General features: G+C 49.0%; 13 protein-coding genes and 2 riboswitches. Of the genes, 3 read left to right on the top strand and 10 right to left on the bottom strand.

The genetic code is table 11. The annotated features are described in order from the left end of the window. Positions 1–33: 33 nt before the first annotated feature. From KQI79_RS21285 to KQI79_RS21260, 6 genes are all read right to left on the bottom strand, one after another. Positions 34–909 carry a hypothetical protein gene (locus KQI79_RS21285; RefSeq protein WP_216540320.1) on the bottom strand — a complete coding sequence of 292 codons (876 nt, stop codon included), beginning with the start codon at positions 907–909 and terminating at the stop codon, positions 34–36. Positions 910–1,188: 279 nt separating this feature from the next. After that, the gene (pgmB, locus tag KQI79_RS21280; protein ID WP_216540319.1) at positions 1,189–1,827 is read right to left on the bottom strand and encodes a beta-phosphoglucomutase; all 639 of its coding nucleotides are present in this window, start codon (positions 1,825–1,827) and stop codon (positions 1,189–1,191) included. A 65-nt stretch (positions 1,828–1,892) separates the two neighbouring features. Continuing rightward, the gene (locus tag KQI79_RS21275) at positions 1,893–4,184 is read right to left on the bottom strand and encodes a glycoside hydrolase family 65 protein (RefSeq protein ID WP_216540318.1); all 2,292 of its coding nucleotides are present in this window, start codon (positions 4,182–4,184) and stop codon (positions 1,893–1,895) included. A gap of 3 nt (positions 4,185–4,187) precedes the next feature. Further along, positions 4,188–6,485 (bottom strand): glycoside hydrolase family 65 protein, encoded by a 2,298-nt coding sequence (locus KQI79_RS21270; RefSeq protein ID WP_216540317.1) that lies wholly within the window; start codon positions 6,483–6,485, stop codon positions 4,188–4,190. Between the two features lie 721 nt (positions 6,486–7,206). After that, a complete protein-coding gene (locus tag KQI79_RS21265) occupies positions 7,207–10,569 on the bottom strand; it encodes a collagen binding domain-containing protein (RefSeq protein WP_367398222.1) in 3,363 nt (1,120 codons plus the stop codon). Positions 10,570–11,069: 500 nt separating this feature from the next. Beyond that, on the bottom strand, positions 11,070–11,774 hold the full coding sequence (locus KQI79_RS21260; RefSeq protein ID WP_253298313.1) for a transglutaminase-like domain-containing protein: 705 nt from the start codon (positions 11,772–11,774) through the stop codon (positions 11,070–11,072). A gap of 107 nt (positions 11,775–11,881) precedes the next feature. Next, positions 11,882–11,966: riboswitch (cyclic di-GMP riboswitch) on the bottom strand. Positions 11,967–12,008: 42 nt separating this feature from the next. Beyond that, positions 12,009–12,093, bottom strand: a riboswitch (cyclic di-GMP riboswitch). A 563-nt stretch (positions 12,094–12,656) separates the two neighbouring features. On the opposite strand from KQI79_RS21260, the gene KQI79_RS28350 reads away from it, so the two are divergent. Further along, entirely contained in the window at positions 12,657–12,701 is a 45-nt protein-coding gene (locus KQI79_RS28350; RefSeq protein ID WP_156177705.1) for an erythromycin resistance leader peptide, read from the top strand. A gap of 289 nt (positions 12,702–12,990) precedes the next feature. Continuing rightward, positions 12,991–13,842 carry a 23S ribosomal RNA methyltransferase Erm gene (erm, locus tag KQI79_RS21250; RefSeq protein WP_216540314.1) on the top strand — a complete coding sequence of 284 codons (852 nt, stop codon included), beginning with the start codon at positions 12,991–12,993 and terminating at the stop codon, positions 13,840–13,842. Between the two features lie 347 nt (positions 13,843–14,189). Here erm and KQI79_RS21245 read toward each other — a convergent pair whose 3' ends face one another. Continuing rightward, the gene (locus KQI79_RS21245; protein WP_216540313.1) at positions 14,190–14,531 is read right to left on the bottom strand and encodes a hypothetical protein; all 342 of its coding nucleotides are present in this window, start codon (positions 14,529–14,531) and stop codon (positions 14,190–14,192) included. 222 nt (positions 14,532–14,753) lie between these two features. Next, a complete protein-coding gene (locus tag KQI79_RS21240) occupies positions 14,754–15,233 on the bottom strand; it encodes a hypothetical protein (RefSeq protein ID WP_253298312.1) in 480 nt (159 codons plus the stop codon). Positions 15,234–15,478: 245 nt separating this feature from the next. Here KQI79_RS21240 and KQI79_RS21235 point away from each other — a divergent pair, with 245 nt between their 5' ends. Next, the gene (locus KQI79_RS21235) at positions 15,479–15,862 is read left to right on the top strand and encodes a VOC family protein (RefSeq protein WP_216540311.1); all 384 of its coding nucleotides are present in this window, start codon (positions 15,479–15,481) and stop codon (positions 15,860–15,862) included. Positions 15,863–15,961: 99 nt separating this feature from the next. Here the strand turns inward: KQI79_RS21235 and rbsK are convergent, their stop codons facing one another. After that, complete coding sequence (gene rbsK, locus KQI79_RS21230) at positions 15,962–16,927, bottom strand: ribokinase (RefSeq protein ID WP_216540310.1); 966 nt, start codon at positions 16,925–16,927, stop codon at positions 15,962–15,964. After that, entirely contained in the window at positions 16,924–17,673 is a 750-nt protein-coding gene (locus KQI79_RS21225) for a glutamine amidotransferase (protein ID WP_216540309.1), read from the bottom strand. Before KQI79_RS21225 ends, rbsK begins: the two co-directional genes overlap by 4 nt. Positions 17,674–17,701 lie beyond the last annotated feature (28 nt).

The raw sequence follows: 17,701 nt of genomic DNA, 5'->3' as shown, positions 1-17,701 counted from the left end.
GATGACTTATTTTTTTCTTTTTATGAGCTAATGCTACCAGGTCGATAGAGCCGTCCTTTTCCAACTGTTTTGCGCAACGCAAACATATACATATTGGTCGTCCCAAGCCATCTGCCCCTGACTGCAGGGTTCGGTCGACGAAGCGGGCGTATGTTTGTCGCGGATGCGCAGCTTGTCTCCGTTTACGTCAAGCTTGGTGTCAGGGTCATTCACACCTATCCCGACATTGCCCTCGCCACGCTGCAGGGTGATCACGGACTCGACCGGGTTGCCGTCATCGCCGTAACGGACGAACTGCAGGTCGGCCCCCGTATTGCTCCCCGCTTCCTTCGAGCTGTTCGCCCGGACGGCCCATCTCGGCTTCGTCTCATTATCCTTGCCGGCTACGCTGAACTGAAGGTCACGGTTCGTCCCTGTTTCCCCCGCTACCCGCAAAATGCCGCTCATCACATTGAAGTTTGACGAATGGGTGCGGATCTCGCTCACGTCGGTGTCATAGGGAATTTCAAACCGGGTGAAGAGCTGGTTCGCATATTGTCCGTTTGGCGACATTGTCGTCTCGAACGAGAGATGTTTATGGTCGTGCTGCTCCGGATTGTTGGCCTTGTCATGGGAAATAATCGCCGTTTTATCATGGTCGTTCTCGTCGGCCCAGACGATCGCCGGCTTGGCTCGATCCGCCGTCCATTGCAGCCTGATCAGGTCGGATTGATGCCCCTCCCGGTTGATCCACTTTTTGTCGGTGGACAGATGCAAATGCTCATTGTGTGGAATGCGGATTTCGCCACCGGTCTTTTCGGCTTGTCCCAACGTTCCGGCCGCGCCCTGTTTCTGATCCGTACAGCCGATGCCCAGCAAGCAGACGCTCCCCAACAGAACCGATACCATCATCGCCTTCGATAATTTCATTGCACTTCCCTCCGTTATCGTTGTGATTTGATCTTGTTCGTTTTTTAGATCTTTTCGTTCGTTTTAACGAACAATCGACTTGGTCTGATCGTATTATAACAACACACGGCGTACAAGCATTTCCCGGAAAAATGATTCTTTTTGCCTATAAATAACGTAATCCGAAAGTATCGGTCAAAAGCAGCTCCGGCATTTATGTCCGAAGCTGCTTATCTTTAATCACTCATATGAATTTGACATATTTCTCAATCTTATCAATCCGCTCTGTGCCTATACCTGCTATTCACGGACCAACTCATCGAGGCCGCCGATCACCCAATCCGCCGCCGATAAAATATCGGGGCTGCCGATGCCGATCGCGCCGCAGCCTGCCGCTTTACCGGCTTCAACTCCCGCCGCCGCGTCCTCGAACACGACGCAGTCGGCCGGAGCCAGTCCAAGCGCCGCGCTGGCCGCCAGGAACACCTCCGGGTCCGGCTTCGCCTTGGACACCTTCGTGCCGTCTATCACCGCGTCGAACAACGTCGCGATGCCCAGCCGCTCAAGAATGAAAGCCGCATTCTTGCTGGCGGAGCCGAGCGCAATCTTCACGCCCTGCCTGCGCAGCTGCTGCAAATACTCCTTCGCGCCCGGCAATATTTCCGAAGGCTCCAACCGGGAAATATACCCGACATATTCCTTATTCTTCATATCGGCCATTTGCTGACGCTCGGCCTCATCCGCTTCCACGCCGCCCACCTCAAGCAAAATTTGCAGCGACTCCATCCGGCTAACCCCTTTGAGCCGCTCGTTGTCCCTTTCGGTAAATTCAAAGCCAAGCCGGTTAGCCAGCGAGCGCCAGGCCAGATAATGGTATTTCGCCGTATCCACGATCACTCCGTCCAAATCAAAGATAGCGCCTTTCATCGTTTCCAACATGCCGTTCTCTCCTCTATCAAGAAATCATCAATGACTACGGTCCTTTGCGTCCACTTGTTAACGCATCATTTGTAGGAAAAAGACATATGCTGCCCGGGTGCCACCATGGCGCTCTCCCTATCCCCCGCATCGTTCCGGCGTTCAATGCGGAATTCCATCGCCGCCTGGTTATCTTCCGAAGCTTCCACCCTCACTTGACCCGTTTCGATCGTAACGATGAAACCGGCTCCCCTAAGCTGAAGCGGGAAGCTTACCGCCCTCCACGCCGCCGGCAATGACGGTGCAATCGTAACGGCCTGCCCGTCGAAGCGCAAACCGGCGAAACCTAGCACGGCAGCCATCCATGCGCCTCCGTTCGCCGCAGGATGCGTTCCTCCGATATACAAATCGCCGACGTACTGTTTGGAATCGCCGGTCAAATCGATCGTTGCCGTGCGTTTGAAGTAAGGGTAGGCCCAGTCCGATAAGCCGATATCCGCAGCGACAAGGGCGTAAATGCAATAGCTAAGGCTTGAGCCGTGTTCGGTACGGGGTTCGTAATACTCCCAGTTGCTCCGTTTCATCCCCCTGCTATACTCATCCTTGAACAGATGCAGCATGAGGACAACGTCCGCCTGCTTCAAAATTTGCGTCGTCGTAGCCAGTCCGTTCCCCCCGCCCAGATACTCGTGCCGGTTCAATATTCTGGACTTCAATTGCGCAAGCGTAACGTCCTCCAAGGCAAAATACCGGTCGAACTGCTCGATCACTCCGCTCCCTTCCGCAGGCTGCGGAATATATAAACGATCATGCATGTCGCGAAGCTGCTCCGTCGCGATCCTGCCGCCTGCCGTAAGAGACTTGGCAAGGCCCGGATATTTGTCCTGCAGATAAGCCAGGACCTCCAGCGCGATATTCAGGCAGCGTTTCGCCATCGCATTCGTAAACGCGTTATTGTTGACCCGCTCGTGATATTCGTCCGGCCCGGTAACATCCAAAATTTCGTATCGCGATCGATAAGGGTTATAGTAAGCGTATGAATAGAAGAAGCGGGCGCACTCCAGAACCGCTTCCGCCCCTCCGTCCAGCAGGATGCTGTCATCTCCGGTAAAGATGAAATACTGCCATATGCCATAAGCTACATCCGCGCTAATATGCACCTGTTTATCGCGGAAATAGGTACGCATCGGACGTCCGGTGAATACATCGTTCACATTGAACAACGTACAGGCATCATCGCCGGTCTCCTGGCTCTCCCAAGCATAGAAAGCTCCGGCATAGCCGTATTCCGCCGCCTTCCTGCGCGCTCCATCCAGCGTATGGACGCGGTACATCATCAGATTGCGGGCGATGCTCGGCTGGGTGTACAAGAAGAAAGGCAGCATGAACATTTCGGTATCCCAGAAAACAGCCCCTTTATATACTTGACCCGATAAGCCCCGCGCCGGAATAGACAGCTTCTCCGAATGGCCGGGAGCGATAATATGCAACTGATAGAGGCTATAACGCAAAGCGAGCTGCGCTTCGTCGTCCCCTTCGATTCGCACATCGGAGAGCTTCCATTTCCGCTCCCACCGGGCTGCATGCTCTGCAAGCAGACTTTCGTACCCTGCCGCAGCGGCCTCCCGGCTGGCCTCTGCCGCTGCGGCGGCGCAATCCGCTTCCCCATCCAACCCGGTAAATACGGAAACATAGGTAACGAAAGTATAAGTCTCTCCGGCTTGTGCCGCCAGACGAATCTCCCTGCCAAGAAAATGATCGAGGGCGAGGCTGCGACGCTCCCCGAACAAACAGGCAAGCGTATGGCCAACCGACACCGGCATGTTCAGCTCATGCGTCCATCCGGTCAAAGTCAGCGTATCTTCTTGCTCCGCACTTTCCATCCGCTCCAAATGAGGGCCGTTAATATCCCATACCTGACCGTCAATTCCGGTTGTGATGATGAGCTCGCTCGGCTTGCTGCAAGTGACCGACACGCGGTTTGCGAGCAGGTGAAGGCGTTCCATGCTGCAGAAGCGTTCGGATTCGACCGTAACGGTCCGGCCGTCCGCTGCCGGATAGACCGTCTTGCGGCGATGTACGCCATGGCGTATATCCAGCTCCTGCTCATGCGCAAGCGGCTCAAGCTCAAGTACGCTTAGCGGCTTGCCGTCGCATACGATTCTGGTCGACAGCCCGTTAGGAGCATTGATCGGCTCGCGCCATTGATCGCCTACTTTGTCATATAGACCGGCCGGAATCGTTGCCGTCAACTCCGAGCGAGCGAACTCATCCAGCGTCCCGCGGTACCCCATATAACCGTTGCCGATCATAAATTTATTGCCGTTCGCCGCTATCCGTTCCTTATCGAAGCCGTTCTCCCGAATAATCCAGTTCATCGCTTACCCCACCTTCTCCAGACTCAGCTCGATGCCTGCCGGACCCACAATATAATCCTGGCCATAAACGTTGATCTCGACGGGATCGCCGCTGCGCACGCTAATTTTCACCTGCTGCCGGTCCACTTCAACCGCAAGTTGCGTGCCCCCGTACGTGATCGGGAAGGAATATTGATTCCACCGCTCCGGAATGCTCGGGTTGAAGAGCAGCTTATCCCCGTCGGAGCGCATACCGCCGAATCCGTACACGATATTCATCCAGGCAGCCGCAATCGAAGTCGTATGCAGCCCCTCTCTCGTATTGCGGTTGTAATTGTCCAGATCAAGCCTTGTCGCAAACTCGAAGAACTTGTAGGCCTCCTCCTGCCTGCCGATCTCTGCGGCCAGAATAGAGTGAATCGACGGCGATAAGGACGATTCGTGGATACACCTCGCCTCGTAATAATCGTAATTGGCCCGCTTGGCTTCAAGAGAGAACTCCCCGCTGTACAGGAACATAAACATTAGCACGTCCGGCTGCTTGATCATGTCATAGCGATAGAGCCGATCATACGACCAATGCGAATAGAGCGGAAATTCCGTAACCGGAATCGAATGAATGTCGAGATGCGGCATATCGAAAAACCCGTCATGCTCCTCATAAATTCCCGTCTCCTCATCATACGGAATCTTCATGTTGTCGGCCTTGTTCTTCCAATCCAGCCGTTCCTGTACCGTCAATCCGAGACGGTCCGACAGACCGGCAAAGGCGGGCCGATCCGCTTCCTCCATCTCGGCAATGGTCTGAAGCGTAAACTCGAACATCTTCTTCGCCATCAGATTGATGTAGCAATTGTTGTTCACCATGAGCTGGAACTCATCCGGCCCCATGACTCCGAAATAGCCATACTTCCCGCTCTTCTGGCCCCACTGTCCCCGGGACGCATAGAAACGGCTAATCTGAATGAGCATTTCCAGCCCCTTCTCATATAGAAACGCCTTGTCACCCGTCATATTCACATAATGGCGGAGCCCGTATGCCACTGCCGTACCTACATGAAGCTGCAAATTGGAATGCTGCCACAGATCGCAGCTCTCCGTTCCGTCGATCGTCGCGATCGGATAGAACGCCCCCTCGCAGTCAAGCTCCTTCGCCCGTTCCAACGCATGCGGCAGCGTCTTGTAGCGGAATTCCAGCAAGCTGCGCGCCGCCTTCGGATTGTTGAAAATATAGAAAGGCAGGCAATACGATTCCGTATCCCAGAAGGCCAGACCGCGGTAGGCTTCCCCGGTCAGCCCCTTCGCTCCGATGTTGAAGCCCGGATTATCGCCATGATAGGTTTGATACAATTGGAAGATACAAAAGCGAATCCCTTGCTGATTGTCCGGATCCCCGTCGATGACGATGTCGGAATGCTCCCACACTTGCGCCCAATACCGCTCCTGCTCCTCTGCCGCAGACTCGTAATTCACCCCGGCATACCGCTCGGCCAGCTTCATCCCTTCGTCCCAGACGTCCTCGTGGCTCCGCTCCGGCTCTTTATTCGCAACATTGATCACCAGCTTATCGAGAACAGCCGGTTCGCCTTTCTTTAGCTCCAACAAAATATCATGGCCCGTGAAATTATATTCGCTTACCGGCACGCTCTCGGCTGTCTTCGGCAAATCCAGCCTATAGCTTGAGAACAGGCGGTTGCGGGTGTTGGCCGTTTGTCCGAGCATGGCGGAAATTCCCTGCTTACTGCCTTGCTTCACGCTCTCCCAGTACCTGAAATTCCGATCCTCATGGATGGTCGAGAAATCCAATCCGGCGATAATGCGAGCCGCACCGGAGAAGTTCAACGGCTTCAGCACGATCCGTTGGCAGCCCAAATTCGATACTCGCATACTGATCAGCCGTTCGAATGTAAGCTGTACGCTCTTCCCGTTCCGCAGATGCCAGACGAGTTGCCGCGAATAGATTCCCCGCTTGAAATCCAGCTCCCTGCGGAAATCGGAGAACGCGGCGGTTCCCATATCAAAGGTTTCATCGTCGATTGTAATGCGCGTATACAGCCAGTCTACTCCGTTAACCATGAAACGCAGCGACCGGATGATCCCCTTATAATGCGCTCCAACTTCGCTCTCCTCGAATAACCCGTTGAAATAGCTTCCTAATAATGTATCCCCGCTATAGCCTTCCTCGACATAGCCGCGAACCCCCATATATTCATTGCCTAACGAGAAAATAGATTCCGACACCCGGTTTCGTTCCGGATCGAATCCCTCCTCTATAATCTTCCATGGATCAACTGCTAAATATTTGTCCGCAATCTTCGGCATATCCGATCTCTCCCTCTTGTATTGGTGTTCTGTTCCAATCAAAGCAAAACGCCGTTATGTCTACCCATTCAGATTAGCCAAAAGAAAGCATTACACGAATGTCCAGGTCTAACGAGTTTATGTGCGATCTTACTGAATTGAGCTGATTATTCTCTGTTCGTATCGCGAATGGTTTCTGCGAAAAAGCTGCGTCGTCTTGCACTTCCGGCGGACCCTAGTTCCCTTATATTGGCTAAATGAGCGTTATTGCGGTGATTGACGGACACACCTTCCGCTAATTGCCCCGAAACGGGTCCAAATCGGGCGTTTTGTCACAGATAACAGATCCTGTGTCCGCAACATGCCGAAAAAGGGGTATTTGGGCAAAAATAAGGGATCCTGTGTCCGTCATCGCGAACGGTTAGGAAAAAAAGCCCGCGATCATCCGGAAATTTTCGTGCCGTCCCCCCACCGAAGCGAGAAAAAGATGTCTTTTCGCAGGTGGTTGAAAATGGCGTGTCTGCGAAAATCGTTGTGATGCGGATCGACTATCAAAGTGCCTTATAAGGGAGCGAAAATTCCTTATTGTCTGCGATTGGTGCGGTTTTACGGGGCAGAGGCACTTTCGTTCCCAATCATAGAACAAGCCGCGCTCGGGTTTCTCAAATCATTGGCCACAGGGGAGAGATCATAAAAAAAACCCCCTCCCCCGGCTTCCGCCGGGAAAGGGGAAATTCAACCTTTATTGCTGTTTCGTACGTTTTCGTCCCATGAAACCGCCCAGAACGATCAATGCCAGACCTGTCGCATAGAAAGGCCAATGACTGTCCTCTCCCGTTTTCGGGAGCAGAGGCCCTGGCTTGTCGCCCTTGGGAGTTTCGTCGACACCGCCGCGCGGTATGTTCTCATCGTCTACTTCGACCAACGGGTCTTCCGGCCGATCTGCCGGCGGCTCTTCCGGGTCTACTCCTCCGAGCGGCGTTTCTTCGTCGTCAATCTCTTCCGTCTCTGCCGGAGGATTCACCGGATCCGGATCGGCCGGCGTGCTCGTTCCCGGCGGCGTTGTAGATCCGCCAGGTTCTTGCGGGTTGCCTGGATTTCCCGGATTCGAAGGATTGCCAGGATCGACCGGCGTTCTCTTTTTGCTGTTCGTTACCGTAATTTTCTTGACGAATGCGTCTTGCGCAATGCTCGAATCAATGGTGATGTTGATCTTGGCATCGTCGATGACGTAACCGTCCGGAGCGGCCAACTCCTCCAAAATATACTCGCCGTACAACAACTTGGAGAACAGGATCTTTCCTTCTTCATTCGTCGTTCGAACGATAGGCGTCCGTTCGCCTTTTGCATCATATAAAGCGAATTTGGCTCCCGCCAACGTTTTGGACGAATCCGCTTTATCCGTCTTCGTTACTTCCAAGCTTCCCGTAACGCCGCCGCCTGAACCCGAGCCGGAAGATGTGCGGACGATAATTTCCTCCGTCGTTTCTCTTGTTTCGGTCGTGATTTGTTCCCCTTCGAAGGAAACCGTATTGCTGACCTTGGATTTGTCCGGAGCGTTAATAAAGGACTGGTACTCCAAAATGTAAGCCGAATCGATATCCTTCAAGAAGGCCAACTCAAATCTTTCTTCGTCGTTATCCTCTCTTGTAATCTTCAGCGTATAATCCGTGTCTCGGATTAACTCTTCGGCCTTGGCGATGTCGCCCTTCTCGTTTACCGTTGTGGCGTACAAACGGAAGGAATCCTCGATTAAAATTTGGTTATCGCTCGGCTTATCGACGATTTTGGCATTGGAAACATGCGATTGCCCTTCGTTGATGCGAATGGTCCAATCGATTTTGTTTCCGTTCTGCTTACCGTTCTTGGTCACATATTCGCCGCCGTGGGGAATCCGCACTTTCGCGTCCCACTCGGCGGCCGTTTCGTTTCCGCTCTGAAGGACAGCCTTATTGTTTACTGCAGCCGGAACCAATTCTCCCTGAAGCGATGTTTCAAACGTGATCCAATACGGAGAATCGATGCCATCCTTAAACTCTACGCTCAACGTATTATCGTTCCGACTGTCGGGCAACGTTGCGGTATAGCGGTCGGCGGGAACCTCTTTTCCTTTTTGTACGCCGTTCCACCAGCCCAGCAAAGTCATTTCATGCACTTTGAGGGATCCCTCAACGTAGGTTTGCCCTTTGGCCAACCGGTCAATAACTTTGGCCGGGTTGATTGTATTTTTGTTGTAGTTGACCTTGATGTTCCATGTAATCTTCTTCTCGACGGCATCGTAAGATCCGTCTTTGGCGCCGTTATGTTGCGTCAGAGTGTCAGGCCAAAATTCGGCGTCGCTCTCGATCGGCCCTTTGGATTCGCCGTTTTCCGTCCAAGTAAGAATCGCTCTGTTCAAAAATGGAGCCTTCGTTTTGTCCGGTTTCCATTCGTTATTAAACTTGGTTTCATACACGATCAGATAAGTATCCGTGATGATCCCGTTAAAATGAACTTCGAAACCTGCGCGCGGATCCTCGGAGACAACCGTGTAATCATTGTCGGAAACGTCTTTCCCGTCAGCCGTTACAATTCTCAACGTCTCCGGCAAAAATTCGAGCCCGCCGTTCGGAAATACGTCCTTCACGACGACATTGTCCATCGGGTATTTGTCCAAATTGACCCGAATCGTCCATGTTGTCGTTTTTGCGTTATAATCGGTTTTGTGTTCGTATTTTTCATTCGTATTGAATTTGTTCAGAATGACGCGCTCAAGAGGTTGGCCGGCCTCCTTGCTGCCGCCTTCCGTCGTTACCAGATTCTTGACTGTCTTATTCTCGTCTACCCGATCCGTAACTTTGGTTTCATACACGATGGTGTACGCCGAATCGATGTCGGAGTTGAACTGCAGATCGAAACCCAACTTCCCATCTTGATCCGGTTTTCCCAATACATTCAATTCGTACGCATCATTGTCCAGTTCTTCTTTCGTTTGTCCCTTATAGATCTTGAACGAACCGTCGATCCATTGCAGCCTGCCGTCGAACCGGTCTTGCAACCACGCGTCTTCTTTATCAATTTTTTTGTTGCCGAAGTTGTATCTTATTTCCCAGGCAATCGTTTGTGTCGCAGGATCGTATTTCGCCGCTTTCTTGGCCAATAATTCTCCGCGTTTCACGGTAACGGTAGCTGTCGCGGAGACGTCTTTCAAGTCCTCTCCCGACAGCGTAGCCGTGTTGGCAAACTTGGTCTCTTCTCCCACAACGCGCGTCGCATATTGCACACGATAAGCTTTATTAATCGTTTCGTCGCGGAAAGAAAGCTTGAAACCCGCGCCCGAAGAATCGATTTCGATCGCATACGCTTGCGGATCGAGCTCGGCTCCCGTCGCCGTCGAACCGTCGCCGTTCACTTGAAGGCGGTACACTTTAATGGAATCCGCGATCAATTCCAATCCATCCGGTGTCGGGTCCGTCACAACCGCATGTTTGATCGCTTCTAATTGTTTATTGATATCAATCGTCCACTGAATGTCGCCGCTCTCGACCAAATCGCCGCGTTTCTCCAACGCGGTTCCGGACTCGGGCTTGATTTGCACCGTAACGGTTTGCTCCCCGCCCTTCACCGGGAATACGATGGTAACTTCCGTATTGCCATTGACAACCTCTTTGGTGAATTCCGTGCGGATTTGCAACGTACCGCTCACGCGGGAATGATTCTCCACGTAATCGTTGAAAGTCATCACTACCTGTCCGCTGCGATCTACCGTAAAGTTGCCCACCGTTCCGCCGTCGGCCGTGGTCAGAGGCGCATCGATATCCGTGAAAATTTCAAATTGACGCGGCAATTGGAACGTGAATTTGTCTCCCGCTTTGTAGCCGTGTGGATCCGGCAATTCCCATTCGTAATATAAGTTGACCGCCGAGCCGATTTCCAAGCGGCTGTCCGGATTCAGAACCGTATCAACAACATTTCCCTGCTCGTCCGTAAGGGTCACTTTCGTTAAAATGCTGCCCGATTCCTCCGGCGATGGATTGTATACGGCGTCCGTTACCGTACCGGTTTCATTTTCCCCGGCCTCGACGAGCAACAAACTTTCGGGTGTTGCCGATTCATCCGCTTGCACAACACCTCCGACAAACATACTTTGTAAAATAAGCAACAAACCAATGATAACTACACTTGCCTTTTTTCCCATTTTGATAACATTTCTCCTAATCTTATTTTAAATATCCTTGAAGCGTCAGTCCGGCTGTTCCAAACCTTTCCACGACCAACTCCCTCCATGATTGATGGACCCATACCCATTGTAAACCCCGCCTCTTAACAAATTCTAAACATGGTTCATGCGATATGTCGTCGATTCGGTATTATAGATTTTAAAGGTATTAGTTATCTTTAATTGAATAAAAAAAGAAGTGTCATATAACTATATTGAGTTTCCGCACAAGATCCGACATTTTCTGATTCAAACACGGACTTAAAAACTCTATAATAACTATTATGTTTCATTACGTCAAGGATAAAGCATACCTTCGTTTTTCTTGGATAAGTACATTTCACAAAAGAAATGAATCAACGTAAAAAAGAAGCCCCGAGTGCACACTCAAGGCTTCCATGCCTATCTTAATAATGTTTCGTCGCAGTATATTTGGATGCGTCTTTGATCATGTCGAAAGCGGTGCTGCTGCCATTCCAACCCGCATCCACCGTTGTATCGATAGTCACCCATTGATGGTCCAAATACACTTTGTTCCAGGCATGGTACGTATCGACATACTCGCTCTTGCCCATAACCAATTGCGTCGGAATATCGACGCTTCTCAACATTGCGGCAAATAAGGAAGCGTATCCGTAACAAATCGCTTTGTTCGACGTCAAGATCGGATCGATCTGAGGCACATACTCCCCGGAAACTGCCAAACTATCATCGTATTTAATATGGTTGATAATATAATTGTAGATCGCCTTCACTTTATCCGTATCCGCGGTCAGATCTTCGGTTAACTCCTTCGCCTTGCGAACGGCTTGATTCGCCTCTTTCCAACTTACATTCTGAATGGAATTCAGATATACTTTCGCGTTATCGGCCAGTTCAAGCTTGATCGTATCCTTCTTCATCACTCGATATTTATTGTCGCTGACATGCTCCAATACGCTAACGGTGTACTCGCCGTTGCCCGATTGAAGAGGAAAGGCGTCTACCTTGCCGGGCTTCAAAGTATAGGTGTACTTCTCCTCGCCTTTGGCAATCTGGAGTTTGGTTTTCACACCCGTTTTCACATCATATGCAACGCTTACAATTCCATCCTTCACATTGGCTTTATTCAACCAGGCGCTTCCTTCTTCGGCGTGAACCGGCATTGCTTGCAACATGGAACAAAAAATAAAAACTGCTGATAGAAACAGTACGAACTTGCACACTCTATAAAACTCCCTTCGGCGGCCAGGCTGCCATCTTATAGTTAAGAAGGCCCTATAGCTTTGCGTCCCTGCCTTTCGACAGGTTTGCCATTATCGTGTAAAGCTTTATTTTGGGGAAGAAAAACAAAAAAAGCTTGTCCCTTCGGTAACTGGCTGCCATCTTATCATAAGAGAAGGCCCTGTAGCTTTGCGTCCCTGCCTTTCAACAGGTTTGCCATTATCGTGAATTCGCTTTGTTGCTCATATTCTATCATATCTATCATTTAAAATCTATCGCTTTAGTATAGAATTGGGAAAAATGGGTAACAAAAGGCCATATCAATGAAAAAGGAGCGATTGAAATGCAAAAAATCACTGTTTGACGCTTGTAATTAACAGATTACCTGCGAATATCGGACCAATATGCCCGGCGGGCCGCATAAGTTGGCGGAACTGGAATATTGGGAAGTAGCGAGCGGGAACAAGCGATACCGCAAATACAGCTTACGAAACCTAGCATCGTTATTCGAAGGAAATGGAGCTTCTATATTTTCTTACGAAACTAGAAATTGTTATTCATCAAAATAGTAGGTAATGCGGCGGTATTTCGCTCTAATAACGTCTTGGAGTTTCGTTGAATTTGAAATGGCATCGATTTTACGGCTATAGCGTTTCTCAAGTTCGTTAGCGCCATTCAGATGCTGTGTTCGTACGCCGAAGCTGAATCGAAGATGGAATCGTTGACTTTTTCCGCAAAACCATTTATATTGATAGTTATATTTTTTAAAATTCAAGGAGGATTATTAAAAAGTGACACATTCAATGAGACTGCGTTTCCCTACTTTGAACCGGTAATTGAATACGTTCAAAGGCTCTGCTTGCGTAGGCGGAGTAAACGGGATCAGTCTGTCCTTTTTTAATAATCTTCATGTTCGCATAGCAAATATGTAATGTGTAGAAAGGCGGATCGTTCTGCCTTTCTTTTTTTATGGATTGTTTACCTTCTTTTGCAAGACAAAAGGAAGGTTTATTAGGTGACGGCTACCTTGGCAAACCCCTTAATTAAAGATGGGTCTTCTTCCCTTTACTCTGAATCGCAGGCAGATCGCCTGTGATTTTTTTAATTGCGAAAGGCGGAGATAATATGACCAAAAAAATTCATAAGTACAGCGGGAAAAAGTTAAGCCGCGGGGAGCCTCCCAATTTTTCCGGCCAGCATTTGATGCATAACAAGAAGTTGATTCATGAAATTGTCGATCGAGCGAATATAAGCATCGAAGATACCGTTTTAGAGTTGGGAGCTGGAAAGGGCGCCTTGACAACTGTGTTGAATCAAAGAGCCGGAAAGGTATTAGCGGTGGAATACGATGCCAAATTTGTCGACATACTCAAACGGAAAACCGCGCAACATCCAAATACAATCATTATTCATCAAGACATGATGAAAATCCGTTTGCCCAAAGAAAAGTTTGTTGTTGTCTCCAATATTCCGTACGCCATCACAACGCCAATTATGAAGAAGCTTCTGAACCATCCTTCAAGCAGCTTTCAAAGAGGCGTCATCGTCATGGAAAAAGGAGCGGCCAGACGATTCACGCAAAACTTCATTAAAAATGCTTATGTTTTAGTTTGGAGAATGCGGTTCGACATTCGCTTGGTGAAAACCATTTCCCGAGATCATTTCTCCCCTCCTCCCAAGGTGGACTCGGCCATGGTGACGATCACACGCAAAAAAGAAGCGGTTATAGCGTCCAAAGATTGCATTGCTTTTGCAGGGCTTGCCGAATACGCGCTAAAAGAACCGCAAGCCCCTATCGATTTGGCTTTACGAGGGATCTTTACTCCGCCCCAAATGAAGCATTTGAGAAGGAATCTAAAAATGAACCATGAACAGCCTATCGGAACACTCAATGAAAAACAATGGGGGACGGTTTTTCAAACAATGGTTCAAATGGTACCGCGTCATTATTGGCCAAGAGCAAACAAGAGGACATGAGACCGTTTTTGAAGCCACGAAAAGTAGCACTTGCGAAAAAATCCAATTTCCTTAACGCTAGGAAGTTGGATTTTCTTATGTATGTACATCGCCCGTTCTTACACTTCATCCACGGTAGACATCAGCTTATTCATTTTTAATAGCAAATTTTGTCGTCCCCAATCCCGAGTCGACATGATGCCCATGGATGAAGAATTCAAAGAACTGAGGGTTTGAGCAGGCAATAAGCCTGTAAAATGAAGTGGAAACGCAGGTGAATCTTCCAGAGCATTCCGAGATGTTCTACGTTCTTGTTCCGCTTTTTCTTTTTGCTTCTCGGCCTCGATTTTTTTGCCCTTCTCTACTTCCTATGGAGAGGTTACGCTGGCCGACCAGATGGTGTAGGTACCGTCTTCATGTATAATCAAACTGCGACCAACTACGTTTACACCATACATTTGTTCCATTTGCATGAACGCTCTTCGATCCTCATTGGTGTAATAGTTCATATACCCATAGACTTTCTCTCTCAGGGCAATATCCGTCTTCATTCTTTGCAAGATACCAGGTGCGATGACCACATCCTGCAAACTTCCGCTTGTTCCGCGTCTGACGATCTCTTTTTCATGCTTGGGAACGTTCTCGATCCCAACCGAAAGGCCGTATTTTTCCGAAATGGCTTGTGTCTCTTTTTCAGTGGCGGAAGTCAAAGCCTTGTCGAAAGCATTCTCAGGAGCACCGACCGTTGTCTTGTTTTTTTGTTATTGCGAACGTGTTACTAAAGAAACATTATACATAGCAGGTAACGTAATATTCATCGAGCATACCTCCGATATTCATATGCTATAATAATCGGTAATACTGGTAAGTTTATGAATATTAGCTTCCCAAATTGTTTCCTGCTACCGTAGTTATGAATCTTTTTTCCGTCATCACACTCCACTGCAGCCAAGATAGCTACATGGCCTCAATAAGCGTAACGGATTATAATCTGTTCGAGCTCTTGTCGGCACGCCGTCATTCACCCTAACGAATCCGGCCGGTTCAACCATATAAAACCTTCGCCCTGTGTGAAGGAATGCAAGCTCCGCTGCCCGGATGGCGGATAATTTGAATACCGCTTTGCTCATCATCGCTTCGGGCACCGTCAATTCGAATCTGTAAATAGGCTCATAAACAGCCGTACCCGCCTCCCATTTGAACTCCACCGCCTGACCCGTTCCTTCCGGTTTCTCCATGCAGATGGTTCCCGTCTCCGTAAAGCGGACATCCACATCGTAATTTTCCTTTAATGCCGCTTCAATCCGTGTCTCCGTCTGGGGAACGGCAAAGCCGAAATGCTTGATCAGACTTGACTGCTCACCGATGATATCTCCGATCCGAACGTCTTCCAAACCCCATACTTTAGCCAAATCTCCAGAGGTAATCTTAGAAGCTGGGACGGATTTTCCGTTCATCAGCGCATATACTTAATTTATGAATTGAGACAAAGACGCTATATTCAATGCTCTTGGCAACTCGACTCGGCCGCTTTGCTGAAAGGATGGGGGGAGTAATTTGAAGTAAAAACTTCAGACGAATGTATGGGTTCTTCTGATTGGAGCCGGATTGTTAGCAGAGCACCAACGCCGCAAATATCAAAGGAGGAAAAAACAGTATGAAAATCTTTGTTACCAGTATATTAGTTCAAGATCAAGACAAGGCACTGGAGTTTTATTCGGAAAAGCTGGGGTTTGTAAAAAAGGAGGACGTTCCCGCCGGAGAATTTCGGTGGATAACGCTTGTTTCTCCCGACGATCAGGACGGTACCGAACTTTTTCTCGAACCCAATGACCATCCTGCCGCCAAAGAGTATCAAAAGAAGATATTTGCCGATGGCATCCCAGCAACCATGTTTGGCGTCGCAGATATTAATCAAGAGTATAAACGATTAGTGGAAAACGGCGTGAAGTTTACTATGGAGCCGACCAAAATGGGCGAAGTCACAATAGCTATCTTCGACGATACATGCGGCAACCTTATTCAGATTATGCAGAAGTAACTTCATGGCCAGTTCCAAACTTAGTTGGCGCATCAGAATACCCCTGCAACAAGCTGCAGGGGTATCTATTCATGCATGGATCAAAATCAGTATGTCCGCTTACAGGAGTCTCGATTCTTCGATCTGATGTTCCGAAGCGAAAGTCATGACTTCCTCTAAATCGGGGTATGAGCTTGACGTCCCTAATCTCGTTACCGAGAGCGCGGCAGCGGCAGAGGCATAAAAAACGACGTCATCCATAGATAAACCTTGAAGCAGGAAATAAGAGAACGCGCCATTGAAACAATCGCCGGCTCCGGACGTGTCAATTGCATTCACCTTAAAAGAAGGATACAGAACCGACTTTTCCTCGTTTTGGTATAAAACTCCTTTGCTGCCTAACGTGACAATCAGGTTCTTGACACTGTATTCCCTGATTACTTTCATTCCGGCTTCTTTTATTTCTTGGATGGAAGCTAGACTTGCACATTTCGAAAGTAATTTCAACTCATGCTCGTTAGGTGTTAAGTAATCGATTCCCCTCAAAGCGGATTTGTCCATATCTAATACAGGCGCCGGATTAACGATAACTGTTTTGTTATGCTTTTTCGCTAGTTGTATCGCTGTTTCTATCGTTTCTTTCGGTATTTCAAACTGTACCAAAATGGCGTCGACCTCAGAGATGACGGCTTCATTGCTCACAATATCGTTGGATGAAAATAAATTATTCGCTCCAGGCGAGACAACGATGATATTTTCCCCTTGGCTGTTTACAATAATCTGAGCTGTACCTGTTTTGCATCCCTGTTCTTGTTGAACCAAATTTGCGTTGATATGTTGTTTTTTGAGAAACTGAACAGCTTCCGCTCCAAAAGAGTCAGCGCCTACTTTGGCCAAAAAAGTCGTATCTTGCCCCATTTTGGCCGCCGCTACGGCTTGATTGGCCCCTTTTCCGCCCGGACATGTGAAGAAGGAGGAACCCAAAACGGTTTCACCCGGAGCCGGAAGGCGGTCCGTCATAGAAATGAGATCAACGTTATAGCTTCCTACTACAAGCAATTTTTTCATCGGCCTATTTGGTTTCACGATTCCTTGGCCGCCAGCCATTTCACGCTATTGGTCCATAAACGGTTATAATGCTGCCATTCGACAAACTCTTTCGGACCCCAGTGCGGTGCAAAATCACTTGCAAATGCTAGCGTTCTGCCTGTTCCAAACTCTCCTACCGCAAGAAATGCGTTTCCGTTATGTTCCGCTAGAACCGTTCCCGAATCCTTAGCTTGAATGCGATTATATCCCAAGAAATGCGGCCATGCTCCATGAATCCCTTCCAATATCGGATGTTCGGGGGAAACAATATGGATATGCAGTCCTTCCGGAGCTTCAAAGCGATCGTCAAACGGATGCATGGTAACCGGCAATATTTCTTCTATGGCTGTGTCTTTGTATTTGGCCTTTGCATCAATCCCTTGGAAGGACATGTAGCCCCCAACCATCGCAAATCCCCCTCCAAGGCTTACATACTCCTTGATTAAGTTAAGACGGTTCACAGCCAATTCAGACTTTGAGAATGTGCTGTTGGATAAAAGTAAAGTGTTCGAGCCAATGTCGCTTAATATGACAACATGATAGCGATTGAGCTCCTCTAAAGTTGTTGGGAACTTTTCCGGGGCGTCATGATTTGGAATAAAATCCATCTCAATCCCCGCTTCTTCCATAGCAGAGCGAAACCACTCAATTCCTTCCGCGTACTCCGAATTTGTAAATGTATCGAAACCTTTAATATGAATAATATGTTTCACCCAAGATTCGCCAGCCACTAATATTTTCATTGTGATTCCCTCCACATGTTCGTTATCT

It is taken from the genome of Paenibacillus sp. MSJ-34 (assembly GCF_018918005.1).
GTDB lineage: Bacteria > Bacillota > Bacilli > Paenibacillales > Paenibacillaceae > MSJ-34.
The sequence above is the reverse complement of the archived record's forward strand: the minus strand, read 5'-3'. Positions and strand labels throughout refer to the sequence as shown.